Source organism: Saccharothrix longispora (assembly GCF_031455225.1).
Taxonomy (GTDB): Bacteria; Actinomycetota; Actinomycetes; order Mycobacteriales; family Pseudonocardiaceae; genus Actinosynnema; species Actinosynnema longispora.
Genome location: NZ_JAVDSG010000001.1, coordinates 8,340,675 through 8,356,540 on the forward strand (window position 1 = coordinate 8,340,675; position 15,866 = coordinate 8,356,540).

Here is a 15,866-nt window from a genome sequence, read left to right on the forward strand (position 1 = left end):
AACGGGTGATGGCCCCGTCCGCCTGCCGCGACCCGACTGGGTCAGCTGGCGTAGGCGCGCAGCTTGGCGGCCCGATCGCCCTGCCGCAACTTCGACATGACCTCGCGCTCGATCTGCCGCACCCGCTCGCGGGACAGGCCGAACTGCTTGCCGATCTGGTCCAGCGTGCGCGGCTGGCCGTCCTCCAGGCCGTAGCGCAGCCGGATCACGGCCTGCTCGCGCGGCTCCAGCGTCGCCAGGACCCGGCGCAGGTCGTCCTGCAGCAGGCCGGAGATGACCGCGCTCTCCGCGTCGGTGGCGTCGGAGTCCTCGATGAAGTCGCCCAGCGGGGCGTCCTCCTCGGCTCCGACGGGCATGTCCAGGCTGACCGGGTCGCGCGCGTGGTCGAGCAGGTCCGAGACCTTCTCCGGCGTCAGGCCCGACTCCTTGGCCAGCTCCTCGCGCGTGGCCTCGCGGCCCAGTTGCTGGTGCAGGTCGCGCTTGATCCGGGCGAGCTTGTTGACCTGCTCCACGAGGTGGACGGGCAGCCGGATCGTGCGACCCTGGTCCGCCATTCCCCGCGTGATCGCCTGCCTGATCCACCAGGTGGCGTAGGTCGAGAACTTGAATCCCTTGGTGTAGTCGAACTTCTCCACGGCGCGGATCAAACCCAGGTTGCCTTCCTGGATGAGATCGAGCAGCGGCATTCCCCGACCGGTGTATCGCTTGGCCAGCGATACGACGAGACGCAGATTCGCTTCGAGGAGGTGGTTCTTCGCCACGTGGCCGTCGCGGATCAACGCGCGCAGTTCCCGTTGACGCAGATCGGACAGACCGGACCTCGTCTCCAGCTTGTGCTGAGCGAAGACACCCGCCTCGATCCGCTTCGCGAGTTCCACTTCGTCGGCCGCGGTCAGCAGCGCTGTCTTGCCGATGCCGTTCAGGTAGACCCGAACCAGGTCGGCGGCCGGTCCCTGGGCGTCGAGGTCCAACTCGGCGCTCGTGGTGGTCGTGTCGTTCCCGACCTGGCGGTCGAGGACCTTCGGGACGGTCATGGAGCTCCCTCCCCCTTGTCGCGGGCTGGCAGTGCGGTCGTGTCGCGCACTCCGCGCTGCGCTGCGCGGCTCACCTTTCGGTGCCTGACACTGAGGAGAACGCAAACCGGACCGAAATGGTTCCCGCTCCCCACGCCCTTCAAGACGTCACTGCCGTCACAGCGGTTGCGCCGCGAATCCTGAGGATTGCCTGAGAGCGGATCTAGAGTTCGACCAACACGGTGAACGGGCCGTCGTTCACACTCCGTACGGACATCGCCGCCCCGAACCGTCCTGTTTGTACGCGGGCGCCCTTCCGGCGCAGTTCCGACACCACCGCTTCGACCAACGGCGCGGCGTGCTCCGGCCGGGCGGCGGCCGTCCAGGACGGCCGCCTGCCCTTGCGCGTGTCGCCGTAGAGGGTGAACTGGCTGACGACGAGGAGCGGTGCGCCGGTGGTGGCGCACGACTCCTCGTCCCGCAGCACCCGCAGTTCGTGCAGCTTGTGGGCCATCACCGACGCCTTGTCGGCGGTGTCGTCGGCGTGGATGCCCAGCAGCACCAGCAGGCCCGGCTCGTCGACCGCCCCGACGACCTCGCCCCCCACCACGACGGACGCCTCTGTGACTCGTGCCACAACGGCTCTCACGCGGGCACGACCATCCCGTGCCGCACCAGCTCCCGCACCACCGGCACCACGGCCTCGGTCAACGCCTCCTCGTCCAGGTCGTGGGCGTAGGCGAGCAGCGTGACCAGGTCCTCCAGCGGCAGGGCGCCGCGGAAACCCGCGAGCAGCCGCGCCGCGGTCTCGTCCAGCTCGTGCTGCCACCCCGGACCGTCGGTGCGGTGCAGGCGGCGCACCACGGACGACCAGCCGTCCTCCACCGGCGCGGACACCTCCTCCAGCAGCACCGTCCCCGGCACGGTGAACCGGGTGGCCAGCAGGTCGGCGTTCGACCGCGCCCGCAACCACGCGACCCGGTCCAGCCAGGCGGCCGACTCGGGGCCCAGCGGGTCGTCGTAGGCGTGGCGGAGGTCTTCGCACACCACCTCGGCGTGCGCCTCCTCGGTGCGGCGCAACGTGACGAAGCCGAAGCCGATGCCCTCCACGTCGTTCTCGGCGAACCAGTCGAGCCACCGCGACGCCTTCGCCCGGCCCTCGGCGCTGCGCGGGTCGACGCCCGCGTCGCGCAGCCACGTGCCCACGTACAGGGTCGGGTCGGCCACGTCGCGCTGCACGAACCACGCGTCCACCCCGCCGCGCGGCAGCCAGCCGCTCACCCGGTCCGCCCAGTCCTCGCCCCGCCTGTGCAGCCAGGACGCCAGCAACTGCCCCACGCCGCCCTCGTTCAGGAACGCGGGCAGCTGGCGCACGACCAGCGCGCTCGCGTCGTCACCGGCCAAGCCGGAGTCGCGGTAGACGTAGTCGACGCGCGGCGGCCCCACCACGAACGGCGGGTTGCACACGACCTGGTCGAACCGGCGGCCCCGCAGCGGGCCGAACCACTCGCCCTGCCGCAGCTCCACGTCCAGCTCGTTGATGCGGAACGTGCCCCTGGCCAGCGCCAGCGCCCGTTCCGACAGGTCCGTGGCGGTGATCCGCCGGGCGTGCCGGCTCGCGTGCAGCGCCTGCACCCCGCACCCGGTGCCGAGGTCGAGGAGGGTGTCGACGGGCCGCCGCGACGTGGCGCGGGCCAGGCTGATCGAGGCGTGGCCGACGCCCAGCACGTGGTCGGCGGGCACCGGTCCGCCCCGCTGGTCGGAGTCCAGGTCGGCGATCACCCACCAGGAGTCCTCGTCGTCGCCGTAGGGCCGGATGTCGAGCCCGGCGCGCAGCCGGTCGCCGTCCCCGCGCAGCACCTCGGCCTTGATCGCGTCGTCGAGGTCCACCCCCGGCAACGCGGCCCGGACGGCCCGCTCGTCCTCGGCGTCGCCGAGCAGGAACAGGCGGATCAGCGTGCCGAGCGCCCCGGAGTCCTCGGTCATCCGCCGCGCGGCCTCGGGCTCGCCCCGGCCGAGCGCGGCGTGCGCCTGCGGCCCGAGGGCGTCGACCACCCCGTCCGCGTCGTAGTCGGCGGCCCGGAACGCCTCGCGCAGCCTGGTGGTCAGTTCGGTGGAGAGATCGGGAAGCACCCCCCAATCCTCCCGCGAGTCGTAAGTCCACACCGCGCGAGTCGTAAGTTCGCGTCCCGCGAGTCGTGAGTTCGCGACCCCTGTGTTCTTCACTGGCGAGTAGGTAAGGGGGTCGTGGGTGCACGACTCGCGGATCGCGAACGTGGAACTCGTAGCGCGCGAACGCACGACTCGCGGGGCGCGAACGCACGACTCGCGGGGCGCGAACGCACGACTCGCGGGGCGCGAACGCACGACTCGCGCGGCCTCTGCTTACGACTCGCGGGTCAGGGGTGGGGGAGGACGGCCAGGGCGACGGCCATCGCCAGGCGCTGGTCCGGGTCGTCCAGCGGCACGGTCGTCACCTCGCACATCCGCTGCATCCGGTACCGCAGGGTGTTCGGGTGCACGGACAGCGCCCGCGCCGCCTCCCGCGCGTCGCCCTGCGCCGCCAACCACGCCCGCAACGTCGCCGCGTACCGCGTGCCGTGCGCGACGTCGTGCCGGACCAGGTCGGCCACCGGCCCCCGCGTCGGCACCCGCCCCGCCTCGGCCACCCCCGCCAGCCTGCGCAGCAGCACCCGAGACCACGCCTCGTCGTAGGCCACCGGCTCCCCGGTCGACAGGGCCAGGCACTCGTCGGCCTCCGACCGGGACGCGTCGAGCGACCCGGCGTCCGCCCGCCCCCCGATCCCGGCCCGGGCGGTCACCCCGTCGGGCAGCTCCCGCCCCAGCGCCCGCACCCACTCCAGCGCCGCCGACGGGTCGTCCCCGCACGGCAGCACGGTGTAGAGCACGTTGCCGAACAGCGCCGACCGCCCCGGCCGCGACCAGCCGAACCCGGCCGTGGCCCGGGAGAACGCGAGCAGCGCCGCCCCGTGCTCACCGTCGTCCGCGCGCGCCAGCACGGCGATCACCCGCAGGTCCGTCGAGGGCAGCCCCAACCGCGCCAGCGAACCGGGCAGGCCCGCGTCCAGCGCCTCGATCACCAGGTCGGCCTCGGCCTGCCGCTCCAGGTCGGCCGACGCCCGCGCCCGCAGCAGGTGCAGCGCCGCCGTGCGCGCCCCGTCCACCAGCGCCGCCCGGCGCGCGGGGTCCGCCTCCACGTCCACCTCGACCCACACCGACCCCAGCAGCTCGGGCCCCGCCCGCACGGCCGCCACCAGCCGCCCGCCCAGCTGCTCGGTCAACTTCGGCACGAACAGCGGCTCGTCCGACCGCGCCAGGTGCGCGAACACGCCGTAGGAGTCCAGCGCCCGCCACGCCTCCTCCGGCACCCGCCGCCCCAGGATGGTCTGCACCCGCACCGGGTCCACGTCCTGCTGCCGGTACGAGTAGGCCAGCACCCGGGACTGCTGGTCCTCGATCGTCACGGGCCCGCCGACGACCGCCGCGATGGCGTCGGCCACCGCGAACAGGTCGCCCGCGCCCTGCCCGCCCAGCACGAGGGTCTGCGCGACGTTCGCCAGCTGCCCCCACGGCACCGACGGGTCCACCAGCAGCACCGCCGCCCCGGACCGGCGCGCGGCGGCGAGGACCCGGTCGTCCAGCGGCGGCGACCCGTGCAGCACGACGGCCGCCGCGGACGTGCCCGCCACCAGCCGGGCCGCGGCCGACGGCGACGGCACGCCCAGCCCGAGGAGCACGTCGTCCGGCGCGGCGGGGGTCTGCTCCGCCGGGTCGTGCAGCGCCACGCCGCGCAGGTCGACGCCCCGGCCGCGCGGCGCGCAGCACAGGTGCGTGCCCAGGCTCCCGAGCACGTCCACCAGCCGATCCAGCGCCACCACGTGCGGATCGTCCGGCACGGGGCCGAACGGCCGCAACCGCGTCGCGAATCACCCCCCGGCCGTTGTGTCGGAGCGGGCGGGCGGTGGGACCATGGGTGTATTGGAGGTGATGTCGTGACCAACCCCGAGCGCGACAGCACACCGGTGCTCATCACCGAGGCCGCTCCCTCCTACGAGGAGCAGGTCGCCGCGCGCAAGCGCAAGTACGCGATCATGATGGGTGCCCGAATTCCCTGCCTGCTGCTGGCCATGGTCTTCTACCAGACCTGGTGGCTGGCGCTGGCGCTGATCGTGCTCTCCGTCCCGCTGCCCTGGATGGCCGTGCTCATCGCGAACGACCGACCTCCGCGCAAGGCGGAGAAGGCCAACAAGTTCGTCAAGGAGCACCGCGCCGTCGAGGCACGACCGCACCAGGTCATCGAGGGCTGACCCCCGGGGGGCGCCGAGGCTGGGCGCCCACCGAGGACACGGCGCGCGCCGCCGCGGTCACGCCGCCCACCAGGGCGTCGTGCCGCGACGCGCCGCCGAGCCACGCCGCCAGCAGGCCCGCGTCGAACGCGTCGCCCGCACCCGTCGAGTCCACGCACTCCACGTCCAGCGCGGGCACCGACCGCACCCCGTCGGCGTCCACCCAGCTCGCGCCGCCCGCGCCCGCGGTCAACGCCACCGCGCCCACCACGTCCAGCAGGTCCGCCGCCGACGCCGGGTCGGCCGAGCCGGTCAGCGCCACCAGCTCCTCGCTGTTGGGCAGCAGCAGGTCCACGCCCCGCAGGTCGTCCAGGAAGCCGTCGTAGACCAGGGCGGCCGACTGCGGGTCGACCGACGTGGTCAACCCCGCCTCCCGCGCCGCCTCCAGCGCCGCCACCCCGGCGGCCCGCGACGACGCGTCCAGCAGCACGTACCCGGACAGGTGCAGGTGCGACGCGCCCGCCAGCAGCCCGGGGTCCACGTCGCCCGGCGCGAACCGGGCGTTGGCGCCCCGGTCGGGCAGCATCGTGCGCTGGCCCTCGTCGTCGACCAGCACCACCACGCAGCACGTCGCCGCCTCCGGGTCCACGGCGAACGCGCACCGCACGCCCACCCCGGTCAGCTCGGCGTGCACCTGCCGGCCCGCCGAGTCCGCGCCGACCCGGGTGACCAGCACCGGCGACGCGCCGCACGCGGCCAGCCACACCGCCGTGTTGGCGCCCGCGCCACCGGGTTCGATGGTCACCTTCGCCCGGCTGTCGCCACCTTGCACGATCGGACCGGAGTGCCGGGCGACCACGTCCAGCCCGGCGTCCCCGACCACCACGACCCGCGTCACGCCGACAGCTCCACCGCGACCCTGGCGGCCAGGCCCGCGTTGCTCACCACCAGCTCCTCGTTGGCGTCGAGGCTCACCCCGCCGCTGGCCGTGTGGAAGTGCTCCAGCAGCACCGGCGTGACCTCCTTGCCCGTCACGTCCCGCTCCACGAGCAGCCGCAGCCCCTCCTCCAGCAGCCGCTCGTGCAGGTCGGAGGGCATCTCGAAGTCCTCCGGGATCGGGTTGGCCAGCAGCACGCCCGCGTCACCGGGCACGGCCCGGTGCGCGGCGACCACGGCCGCCGCCTCCGCCGGGGTGTCCACCCGCCACGGCACGCCGAACGCCGACTCGCGCCGGTAGAACGCGGGGAAGCGGTCCGTGCGGTAGCCCAGCACCGGCACCGAGCGGGTCTCCAGCAGCTCCAGCGTCGCGCCCATGTCCAGGATCGACTTCACGCCGGAGCACACCACCAGGATCGGCGTCGTGGCCAGCACGTCCAGGTCGGCGGACACGTCCCAGGTGTCCCGCGCGCCGCGGTGCACCCCGCCCAGGCCACCGGTCGCGAACACCCCGACCCCGGCGGCGTGCGCCAGCGCGGCCGTGCTCGCCACCGTCGTCGCGCCGTCGCGACCCAGCGCGATGGCCGCGCCCAGGTCCCGCCGCGACAGCTTCACCAGGTCGCGGGCGGGGTCGCAGACGACGTCCAGCTCGTCGGCGGTCAACCCGACCTTCGGCACACCGCCCAGCACGGCGATCGTCGCGGGCACGGCGCCCGCGTCGCGGACGACGCGTTCGAGGCGTTCGGCGACCTCGCGGTTGCGGCCGGGCGGCAGCCCGTGGGACAGGATCGTGCTCTCCAGCGCGACCACCGGCCGGTTCTCGGCCAGGGCGGTGCGGACCTCTTCGGTGATGCTCGGCGTACTCACGAGGGGCCATCATCCCAGGTAAGCTGGTGACGTGAGCACGCAGACTCTTCCCGAGGTGGAGACCCGGCCGGAAGGCACGGACCACACCGGGGACGACACCCCGAAGATGTTCCACTACGTGCGCAAGGCCAAGATCGCGGAGAGCGCGGTCATGGGCACGCACGTGGTGGCGCTGTGCGGCGAGGTCTTCCCGGTGACCAAGTCGCCGAAGCCCGGCTCCCCCGTCTGCCCGGAGTGCAAGAAGATCTACGAAGGTCTGCCCAAGGGCGGCGGCGAGTAGGAACCGACCACACGGGGCCTGGTCCCTCGCACCGGCGAGGGACCAGGCCCTTCGCCGCGCGCCGGACCCGGGCCGGTCAGTCCGGGAGGCCCTGTCCGCGCCGCGCGGGCGGGGGCTCCCGCTTCGGCTCCACCGGCAGCCGCTCGGTGTGGTTGGTGTCCATCGGCGACGGCGCCGTCGTGGGCGGGGGTTCGGCGCGCCGCCGTTCGGGCACGGCCGCGTGCTCGGGCGGCACCGGACCGCCCTGCCAGGCCCGCTTGCCCTCGTCGTTGCGGATGCGCTCGGCGGCCCGCTCGATCTCCAGGCGCTGCCAGCGCCGCCGCTGCCGCCGCGTCATGCGCGCGGGCCACAGCTCCTGCAACGCGCTGTTGAAGTACGCGCCCAGGTTGATCGCCAGCCCGATGAAGTACGCGAACAGCAGGAACGCGATGGGCGTGGCCAGCGCGCCGTAGGTGTAGCCCGTCGTGGTGATCCACGTGATGTAGAGCCGCAGCCCGACCGACGACAGCAGGAACACCGCCATCGCCAGCACCGCGCCCGGCAGCAGGCGGTGCCACGGCAGCTTGTTCGGCAGCGCCAGCTTGTAGAGCGTGGCCAGCGCCAGCACGAGCAGCACGCCGATGCCCGGGTAGTAGGTCGCGCCCAGCCACCCGCCGAGCGTCGGTTCCCACGAGTCCGGGAAGAGCTGGATCAGGATGTCCGGGCCCAGCGCCAGCACCGGCAGGCCGATGATCAGCAGCACCAGGCTGGCCATGTAGAGCAGCAGCGCGAAGATCCGCTGCCACACCTCGTTGCGCACGCCGTACTGGTCGTGCGCGGCGGTGATCGCGTCGACGAACGACGACATCGCCGACGAGCCCGCCCACAGCGAGATCAGGAAGCCGATCGAGACGATCTCGCCCTTGCCGGTGGTGAGGATCTGGTCGACGGTGGGCGCGATCACGTCGTTGACGACGTCCGGGCTGAAGATCGTCCGGCAGAACGAGAGGATGCGGTCCTTCGCCGCGTTGACGACCTCCGGGCCCAGCCAGACGCCGATCCAGCCCAGGCTGCCGAGCAGGCCCAGCAGCAGCGGCGGGAAGGACAGGGTCTGCCAGAACGCGGCCTCCGCCGACTCGGAGAAGATCGACTTCTCCCACGCCTTGGCCCACGTGCGCGCCAACAGCCGCAGGGGGCCCCTGCGGCCCGTCCTGCGTGCCTCGTCGTCCCTAGGCGAACCCATCGCGTGGTCAAGCATGGTGCATCCGGAGCGTTTTCGCGCCATCGGCGACGGTGCGCCCTCCGGGCAGCGGGTAGGCTGTCGATGCCCTCGACGGTCACCCGCACCGAGGGCATTCGCATGCTTGCCGTCGCTGATCAGCGCAGGAGGGGTTCGAGGTTGTCGCAACCGCAGGTCGTCGCGACCCGTCCCCTCCGCGCCTGGCAGCGCCGCGCGCTCACGAAGTACCTGGCCGCGAAGCCCAAGGACTTCCTGGCCGTCGCGACCCCCGGCGCGGGCAAGACGACGTTCGGCCTGCGCGTCGCGGCCGAGCTGCTCGCCGACCGCACGGTCGAGTCGGTCACGATCGTCACGCCCACCGAGCACCTCAAGCACCAGTGGGCCAAGGCTGCGGCCGAGGCGGGCATCGCGATCGATTCGAACTTCCGCAACACGATGGCCGTCACCTCCCGCGACTACCACGGCGTGGCGCTCACCTACGCGCAGGTGGCGGCCCACCCGATGCTGCACCGGGTGCGCACCGAGAACCGCAAGACCCTCGTGCTGCTCGACGAGATCCACCACGGCGGCGACGCGAAGTCGTGGGGCGACGCGATCCGCGAGGCGTTCACGCCGGCCGTGCGGCGGATGTGCCTGACCGGGACGCCGTTCCGGTCGGACGACTCGCCGATCCCGTTCGTCAACTACGAGCCCGGCCCGGACGGCGCGATGCGCAGCCAGGCCGACCACTCCTACGGCTACTCCGACGCCCTGCGCGACGGCGTGGTCCGCCCGGTGATCTTCCTGGCCTACTCGGGCGAGGCGGCGTGGCGCACCAGCGCGGGCGAGGAGTTCTCCGCGCGCCTGGGCGAGCCGCTGACCCAGGAGCAGACCGCGCGGGCGTGGCGCGTCGCCCTGGACCCCAGCGGCGAGTGGATGCCGTCGGTGCTCAAGGCCGCCGACGTGCGCCTCAGCCAGCTGCGCAACGGCGGCATGCCCGACGCGGGCGGTCTGGTGATCGCCACCGACCAGACCGTCGCCAAGGCGTACGCCGAGGTGCTCAAGCGCACCACCGGCCACGACGCGACGCTCGTGCTCTCCGACGACCCGAAGGCGTCGGGCCGCATCGCCGAGTTCGCCGCCTCGCAGGAGCGCTGGCTGATCGCGGTGCGCATGGTGTCGGAGGGCGTCGACGTGCCGCGCCTGGCCGTGGGCGTCTACGCCACCAGCGCCTCGACACCGCTGTTCTTCGCGCAGGCCGTCGGCCGGTTCGTGCGGGCGCGGGCCAAGGGCGAGACGGCGAGCGTGTTCGTGCCGAGCGTGCCGGTGCTGCTGGGCCTGGCCAGCGAGCTGGAGGCGCAGCGCGACCACGTCCTGGGCAAGCCGCACCGGGAGAAGGACGGCTGGGACGACGAGCTGGTGTCGGCCGCCAACCGGGTGCAGGACGAGCCGGGCGAGGAGGAGCGGGCGTTCACGTCGCTGGGCGCCTCCGCGGAGCTCGACCAGGTGATCTACGACGGCTCGTCGTTCGGCACGGCGGCGTTCGCGGGCAGCGACGAGGAGCAGGAGTACCTGGGGCTGCCTGGCCTGCTTGAGCCGGACCAGGTGCGCGCCCTGCTGCGCCAGCGCCAGGAGAAGCAGCTCGTCGAGGCCAGCAAGCGGAACGCGACGGCGGCCCCGGCGGCCCCCGCGCCCGCACCGCGCCCGGCGGGCGTGCAGGAGCGGTTGGCGCAGCTCCGCAAGGAGCTCAACACCCTGGTCGCGATGCACCACCACCGCACCCGCAAGCCGCACGGCAAGATCCACAACCAGTTGCGCGAGTACTGCGGCGGCCCGCCCACGGCGATGGCCAGCATCGAGCAGCTCGAAGAGCGCATCGCCACCCTGCGCTCCTGGTAGGGGAAGCGCCCGCCGCACGGCAGGGATCGCGCCCGCTTCACCGCCACTTCACGCTCGGCTACAGTGACCCCGGTCACCTCGCTGTGCGCGGTCAAGATCGTCGGGTGGTCACCCGGTTGTCGCCCGCAACAAACCCCGGTTACGCCGAAGGTGACCCCGGGTAACGGACTACGGCATTCGATGTAGTCAGATGTCCGTTCGGTTACCTGCCCGTTAGCGCATCGTGCCCTCTTTATCGGTCAAGTGTGCTTCCGGTCACCGCACTCGGGGGCATACGTTGTGCGCCACAACATTTACGCACCTGCGTGAAAGGATGGCGGATGCGCAGCAAGAGCCTCGCTCTCATCGCCGCAAGCACGGGCCTTGCCTTGGCCATGACGGCATGTGGCGCCAACACGTCCACCGGTGGCACCGACACGTCGGGCACCAACACCTCCAGCGCCTCCGGCGGCGGCGAGAAGGTCGGCGTGATCCTCCCGGAGACGAAGTCCTCCGCGCGCTGGGAGGGCTTCGACAAGCCCCTCCTGGAGGCCGCGCTGAAGGCCGAGGGCCTGGACGCCGACATCCAGAACGCCCAGGGCGACGTGCAGAAGTTCTCCACCCTCGCCGACGGCATGATCAACGCCGGCGTCAAGGTCCTGATCATCGCCACGCCCAACAGCGAGGTCGGCGCCTCGGTCGCGAAGAAGGCGCAGTCGCAGGGCATCGCGGTCATCGACTACGACCGCCTCAACCTGGGCGGCACCTCCGACTACTACGTCTCGTTCGACAACGAGAAGGTCGGCGAGCTCCAGGGCCAGGGCCTCGTGGACGGCCTCGCGGCGCTCGCGCCGGGCAAGAAGCCCGCCGAGGTCATCGAGATCGAGGGCGCCCCGACCGACAACAACGCCACCCTGTTCTACAACGGCCAGCAGAAGGTGCTGAAGCCCAAGTACGACTCGGGTGACCTCAAGCTGGTCCAGTCGCAGCCGATCCCGGACTGGGACAACCAGCAGGGCGGCGTGACCTTCGAGCAGATCCTCACCGGCAACGGCCAGAAGGTCGACGGCGTCGTGGCCGCCAACGACGGCCTCGCCGGCGCGATCATCACCGTGCTCAAGAAGTACGGCCTGAACGGCAAGGTGCCGGTCACCGGCCAGGACGCCACCCCCGAGGGCCTGCAGGCCGTCATGCGCGGCGACCAGTTCATGACCGTCTTCAAGCCGATCGCCGAGGAGGCGCAGGCCGCCGCCAAGCTCGCCGGCGCCCTCGCCAAGGGCGACACCGCCGCCGCCGACGCGCTGGCCACCGGTTCGGTCGAGGACAGCAAGGCCGGCCGCACCGTCAAGTCGGTCCTGCTCGAAGCGCAGACGATCACCAAGGACAAGGTGAAGACCGTGGTCGACGCGGGCTTCGTCAAGGCCGGCGAGATCTGCGGCGGCGACCTCGCCGCCGTCTGCACCGAGCTCGGCATCAAGTAGTCAAGGCTCGCGCCGGGGCGGGGTGCCAGCGCAAGCGCACCCCGTTCCGGCGCACCCACGCGTGTGGGCACAAACGGAGGAAACCAGTGAGCGAGCCGATCCTCGAGCTGCGCGGCGTCAACAAGAGCTTCGGACCCGTGCACGTCCTGCACGACATCGACTTCGCCGTGCACCCGGGACAGGTCACCGCGCTCGTCGGCGACAACGGCGCCGGCAAGTCGACATTGGTCAAGAGCATCGCGGGCATCCACCCGATGGACTCGGGCCAGGTGCTGTTCAACGGCCGCGAGGTCACCATCCACGGCCCGCGCGAGGCCGCGGACCTGGGCATCGAGGTCGTCTACCAGGACCTCGCGCTGTGCGACAACCTCGACATCGTCCAGAACATGTTCCTCGGCCGCGAGCGCGGCAAGCTGGGGATGCTCGACGAGGCCGACATGGAGCAGGCCGCCCGCAAGACGCTGACGTCGCTGTCCGTGCGCACCGTCAAGTCGGTCCGCACCCAGGTGTCGTCGCTGTCCGGCGGTCAGCGGCAGACCGTCGCCATCGCCAAGGCCGTGCTGTGGAACAGCAAGGTCGTGCTGCTCGACGAGCCCACCGCCGCCCTCGGCGTCGCGCAGACCCGCCAGGTCCTCGACCTGGTGCGCCGCCTCGCCGAACAGGGCCTCGGCGTCGTGCTGATCAGCCACAACATGAACGACGTCTTCGAGGTCGCCGACCGCATCGCCTGCCTCTACCTGGGCCGCATGGCCGCCGAGGTCAACACCAAGGACGTCACGCACGGCCAGGTGGTCGAGCTGATCACCGCCGGCCGCTCCGGGGACCTGGGCATCGCCCGACCCGAATCCGCCACCATCTGATGCCGGCGCACCAGGCTCACCAGCCGCAGAACGAGGAACGAGCATGACCAACACCACGAGCGAGACGTCGCCCAAGGACGCCCCGGGCGCGATCTCCGACTTCGGCATCGACACCACCTCCCAGTCGACCGGCGAGGCCGTCCGCGACTACTTCGCCCGCGTCAGGGGCGGTGAGCTGGGCTCCCTGCCCGCGCTGCTGGGCCTGGTCGTCCTGCTGATCGCCTTCAGCTCCATGGCCGACACCTTCCTGACCCTGGGCAACATCGCGAACCTCCTCGCCCAGGGCGCGAGCATCGTCATCATCGCCATGGGCCTGGTTTTCGTGCTGCTCCTGGGCGAGATCGACCTGTCCGCGGGCACCGCCTCCGGCGTGACCGCCTCCGTCATGGCGCTGCACCTGGTCAACAACGGCAACCTGCTCGGCGGCATGGGCGACACGGTCTTCTACGCGTTCTGCGCCTTCCTCGCGCTGGCCGTCGTGCTGGCCGGGATCATGCGCATCTGGCCCGGCGCCGCGCTGGCCGCCATCGCGCTCGTCATCGCGCTCGTCGGGGTCCCCGCCAACCCGTGGGTCGAGATCCTGCTCGCCATCTGCGTCGGCACCGCCATCGGCTCCATCACCGGCTTCCTCGTCGCGAAGGTCGGCATCCCCTCGTTCGTGGTGACCCTGGCGCTGTTCCTGGCCTGGGGCGGCGTGGTCCTCCAGTTCATCGGCGAGGGCGGCACGCTCGGCCTGCGCAACGACGTGCTCTTCAACGTCGCCAACGGAAACCTCGACACCGCGGGCTCGTGGGTCCTGTTCGCCGTCGCCGCGGGCGGCTACGCCGCCGTCGTGCTCGGCCGCCACTTCAGCAGGCTGCGCAGGGGCCTGGTCGCCCAGCCCACCCCGATGATCCTGGTCAAGGTCGGCATCGTGGTCGTGCTGGCCGCGGCCGCCACCTACGCGCTCACCCTCAACCGGTCCGTCAGCCCCCGCGTCGTCATCGCCGGCGTGCCGTACGTGGTGCCGATCGTGCTGCTGCTGCTGGTCATCGGCACCTTCGTGCTGGAGCGCACCCGCTACGGCCGCCACGTCTACGCCGTCGGCGGCAACAAGGAAGCCGCCCGCCGCGCGGGCATCAACGTCGCCCAGATCCGGATGAGCGTGTTCGTCATCGCCTCCTCCCTGGCCGCGATCGGCGCGATCGTCTACTCCTCCAAGGTCGGCTCGGTCGACCCGAACGCCGGTGGCGGCAACACGCTGCTCCTGGCGGTCGGCGCGGCCGTCATCGGCGGCACCTCCCTGTTCGGCGGCAAGGGCCGGCTGCGCGACGCCGTCATCGGTGGCGCGGTGCTGGCGATCATCCAGAACGGCATGGGCCTGCTGCGGCAGCCCGCCGCGGTCGTGTTCATCGTGACGGGTCTCGTGCTGCTGCTCGCGGCGAGCGTCGACGCGCTGTCCCGTCGCCGGGCGGCCACCGCCGCCCGCTGACGTGAGCACACCGACCGCGGGAGCACGACCGGACGAGGTCCGCAGGCACAACCGCACGGCGCTGCTGCGCCGGCTGCACGTGGACGGACCGTCCACCAGGGCGTCGCTCGCGGCTGAGCTCGGGCTCAACCGCAGCACCATCAAGGCCCTGGTGGACGGCCTCGCCGAGTCGGGCGTAGTCGCCGAGCGGGTGCCCGCGCAGCGCTCCGGCGCGGGCCGCCCGTCCCTGCTGGTCCTGCCGCAGCCGCAGGCCGCCGTCGTGATGGCCATCGACATCCGCGTCGAGCAGGTGGCGATGGCCATGGTGGGGCTCGGCGGCGACATCCTCGGCCGCGACTCGTGGAACCTGCACCAGCGCTCCCGGGACCCCGGCGAGGTCATCACGCACATCGCCGACTCGGCGAAGCTGCTGGCCGACGAGCTCGACCTCCAGGCGGTCGGCGTCGGCGTGTCCGTGCCCGGCGTCGTCCGCCGCCACGACGGCCTCGTGCACGAGGCGCCCAACCTGCACTGGACCGACGTGGCGCTCGGGCAGCGCCTCTCCGCGGTCCTCAAGGTGCCCGTGCAGGTCGGCAACGACGCCGAGCTGGGCGCCCTCGCCGAGCACGTCCGCGGCGCCGCCCGCGGCTCCTCGGACATGGTCTACATCTCCGCCGACGTCGGCATCGGCGGCGGCGTCATCTCCAGCGGCCAACCGCTGCGCGGCACCGGCGGCTACGTCGGCGAACTCGGCCACATGGTCGTGCGCCCCGGCGGCAGGCGCTGCTACTGCGGCTGCCAGGGCTGCTGGGAGACCGAGGTGGGGGAGCCCGCCCTGTGCCGGGCGCTGGCCCTGCCCGAGAACGCCCCGCGCGGTGCCGTGGTGGCCGAGCTGCGGGCCCTCGCGGGCTCGCCGGACACCGTCGCCCACCGCCTGGGCGAGTTCACCGAGTGGCTCGCCATGGGCCTGGTGACCGTGGTCAACATGCTGGGCCCCGAACTGGTGGTGCTGGGCGACCTGTTCACCGCGCTGCCCGAGTCGCTCGTCGACCAGCTGCGCCGCACCGTGCAGAAGCGGTCCCTGGTGTCCCGCGCCGTCGGCGGCACCCGCATCGTGTCCTCGCCGCTCGGCCGCGACGCCAAGCTCGTCGGCGCCGCCGAACTGGCCTTCGAACCCGTGCTGGGCGAGGTCTGAGCGGCTCCCCTGCACTTTCAGGGGAGCCCCCGGGACACCCCTGGAAGTGCAGGGGGGCGGGGACCCGCTGTGGGTCCCCGCCCCGGACGGCCAGGGTGCTACGGACCCCGTCAGGGCCCGTGCTGTTCAGCCCTGCTGCAACTCGGCAGCGAGCTCACGCAGCTTCGTGCTGTGCTCGCGGGCGTGGTGCCCGCAGAACAGCAGCTCGCCCCCGGAGGGGAGCACGGCGCGAACCTGGGCGGCAGCCCCGCAGCGGTCGCAGCGGTCGCAGCGGTCAAAGCGGGGCGGGTGAGCGTGGTAGTCATGGAAATCTCCCTCCGTCCCGGCACCGGGGATCGGTGCCCTCACACCTAGCTGCGACCACTTCGCATCTGGCTGATGTGCCGTGTTCGCTGCTTCCA

Annotated in this window: 14 protein-coding genes and 1 pseudogene; 7 read left to right on the plus strand and 8 right to left on the minus strand. The window is 72.5% G+C overall.

Annotated features, from left to right (window positions below; translation table 11 throughout):
- Window positions 1–41 precede the first annotated feature (41 nt).
- From J2S66_RS36885 to J2S66_RS36900, 4 genes are all read right to left on the minus strand, one after another.
- On the minus strand, window positions 42–1,034 hold the full coding sequence (locus J2S66_RS36885) for a sigma-70 family RNA polymerase sigma factor (protein ID WP_306746859.1): 993 nt from the start codon (window positions 1,032–1,034) through the stop codon (window positions 42–44).
- Window positions 1,035–1,236: 202 nt separating this feature from the next.
- Window positions 1,237–1,662: a D-aminoacyl-tRNA deacylase gene (dtd, locus tag J2S66_RS36890; RefSeq protein ID WP_310314478.1), complete on the minus strand. Its 426-nt coding sequence runs from the start codon at window positions 1,660–1,662 to the stop codon at window positions 1,237–1,239.
- Window positions 1,659–3,146 (minus strand): DUF7782 domain-containing protein, encoded by a 1,488-nt coding sequence (locus J2S66_RS36895; protein ID WP_310314481.1) that lies wholly within the window; start codon window positions 3,144–3,146, stop codon window positions 1,659–1,661. The genes dtd and J2S66_RS36895 overlap by 4 nt, the downstream gene beginning before the upstream one ends.
- A 266-nt stretch (window positions 3,147–3,412) precedes the next feature.
- Window positions 3,413–4,912: a PucR family transcriptional regulator gene (locus J2S66_RS36900; RefSeq protein ID WP_306746856.1), complete on the minus strand. Its 1,500-nt coding sequence runs from the start codon at window positions 4,910–4,912 to the stop codon at window positions 3,413–3,415.
- A 114-nt stretch (window positions 4,913–5,026) separates the two neighbouring features.
- Here J2S66_RS36900 and J2S66_RS36905 point away from each other — a divergent pair, with 114 nt between their 5' ends.
- Window positions 5,027–5,341: a DUF3099 domain-containing protein gene (locus J2S66_RS36905; RefSeq protein WP_306746855.1), complete on the plus strand. Its 315-nt coding sequence runs from the start codon at window positions 5,027–5,029 to the stop codon at window positions 5,339–5,341.
- Here J2S66_RS36905 and J2S66_RS36910 read toward each other — a convergent pair.
- On the minus strand, window positions 5,328–6,218 hold the full coding sequence (locus J2S66_RS36910) for a carbohydrate kinase family protein (RefSeq protein ID WP_310314488.1): 891 nt from the start codon (window positions 6,216–6,218) through the stop codon (window positions 5,328–5,330). The genes J2S66_RS36905 and J2S66_RS36910 overlap by 14 nt on opposite strands.
- Window positions 6,215–7,123, minus strand: coding sequence for a pseudouridine-5'-phosphate glycosidase (locus tag J2S66_RS36915; protein WP_310314491.1), 909 nt, complete (start codon window positions 7,121–7,123; stop codon window positions 6,215–6,217). The genes J2S66_RS36910 and J2S66_RS36915 overlap by 4 nt, the downstream gene beginning before the upstream one ends.
- A 31-nt stretch (window positions 7,124–7,154) precedes the next feature.
- Here J2S66_RS36915 and J2S66_RS36920 point away from each other — a divergent pair, with 31 nt between their 5' ends.
- Window positions 7,155–7,403 (plus strand): DUF3039 domain-containing protein, encoded by a 249-nt coding sequence (locus J2S66_RS36920; RefSeq protein ID WP_310314493.1) that lies wholly within the window; start codon window positions 7,155–7,157, stop codon window positions 7,401–7,403.
- 76 nt (window positions 7,404–7,479) lie between these two features.
- Here J2S66_RS36920 and J2S66_RS36925 read toward each other — a convergent pair whose 3' ends face one another.
- Window positions 7,480–8,640 (minus strand): YihY/virulence factor BrkB family protein, encoded by a 1,161-nt coding sequence (locus tag J2S66_RS36925; RefSeq protein ID WP_310314496.1) that lies wholly within the window; start codon window positions 8,638–8,640, stop codon window positions 7,480–7,482.
- A gap of 102 nt (window positions 8,641–8,742) precedes the next feature.
- Here J2S66_RS36925 and J2S66_RS36930 point away from each other — a divergent pair, with 102 nt between their 5' ends.
- From J2S66_RS36930 to J2S66_RS36950, 5 genes are all read left to right on the plus strand, one after another.
- Window positions 8,743–10,500 carry a DEAD/DEAH box helicase gene (locus J2S66_RS36930; RefSeq protein ID WP_310314499.1) on the plus strand — a complete coding sequence of 586 codons (1,758 nt, stop codon included), beginning with the start codon at window positions 8,743–8,745 and terminating at the stop codon, window positions 10,498–10,500.
- A gap of 320 nt (window positions 10,501–10,820) precedes the next feature.
- A complete protein-coding gene (locus tag J2S66_RS36935) occupies window positions 10,821–11,960 on the plus strand; it encodes a sugar ABC transporter substrate-binding protein (RefSeq protein WP_310314504.1) in 1,140 nt (379 codons plus the stop codon).
- A gap of 86 nt (window positions 11,961–12,046) precedes the next feature.
- A complete protein-coding gene (locus J2S66_RS36940) occupies window positions 12,047–12,820 on the plus strand; it encodes an ATP-binding cassette domain-containing protein (RefSeq protein ID WP_306746849.1) in 774 nt (257 codons plus the stop codon).
- A 43-nt stretch (window positions 12,821–12,863) separates the two neighbouring features.
- Window positions 12,864–14,291 carry a sugar ABC transporter permease gene (locus tag J2S66_RS36945; RefSeq protein ID WP_310314507.1) on the plus strand — a complete coding sequence of 476 codons (1,428 nt, stop codon included), beginning with the start codon at window positions 12,864–12,866 and terminating at the stop codon, window positions 14,289–14,291.
- A gap of 1 nt (window position 14,292) precedes the next feature.
- On the plus strand, window positions 14,293–15,465 hold the full coding sequence (locus J2S66_RS36950) for an ROK family transcriptional regulator (protein WP_306746847.1): 1,173 nt from the start codon (window positions 14,293–14,295) through the stop codon (window positions 15,463–15,465).
- A gap of 126 nt (window positions 15,466–15,591) precedes the next feature.
- Here J2S66_RS36950 and J2S66_RS37265 read toward each other — a convergent pair.
- Window positions 15,592–15,770, minus strand: a pseudogene (locus tag J2S66_RS37265) (DUF7455 domain-containing protein).
- Window positions 15,771–15,866: the final 96 nt, after the last annotated feature.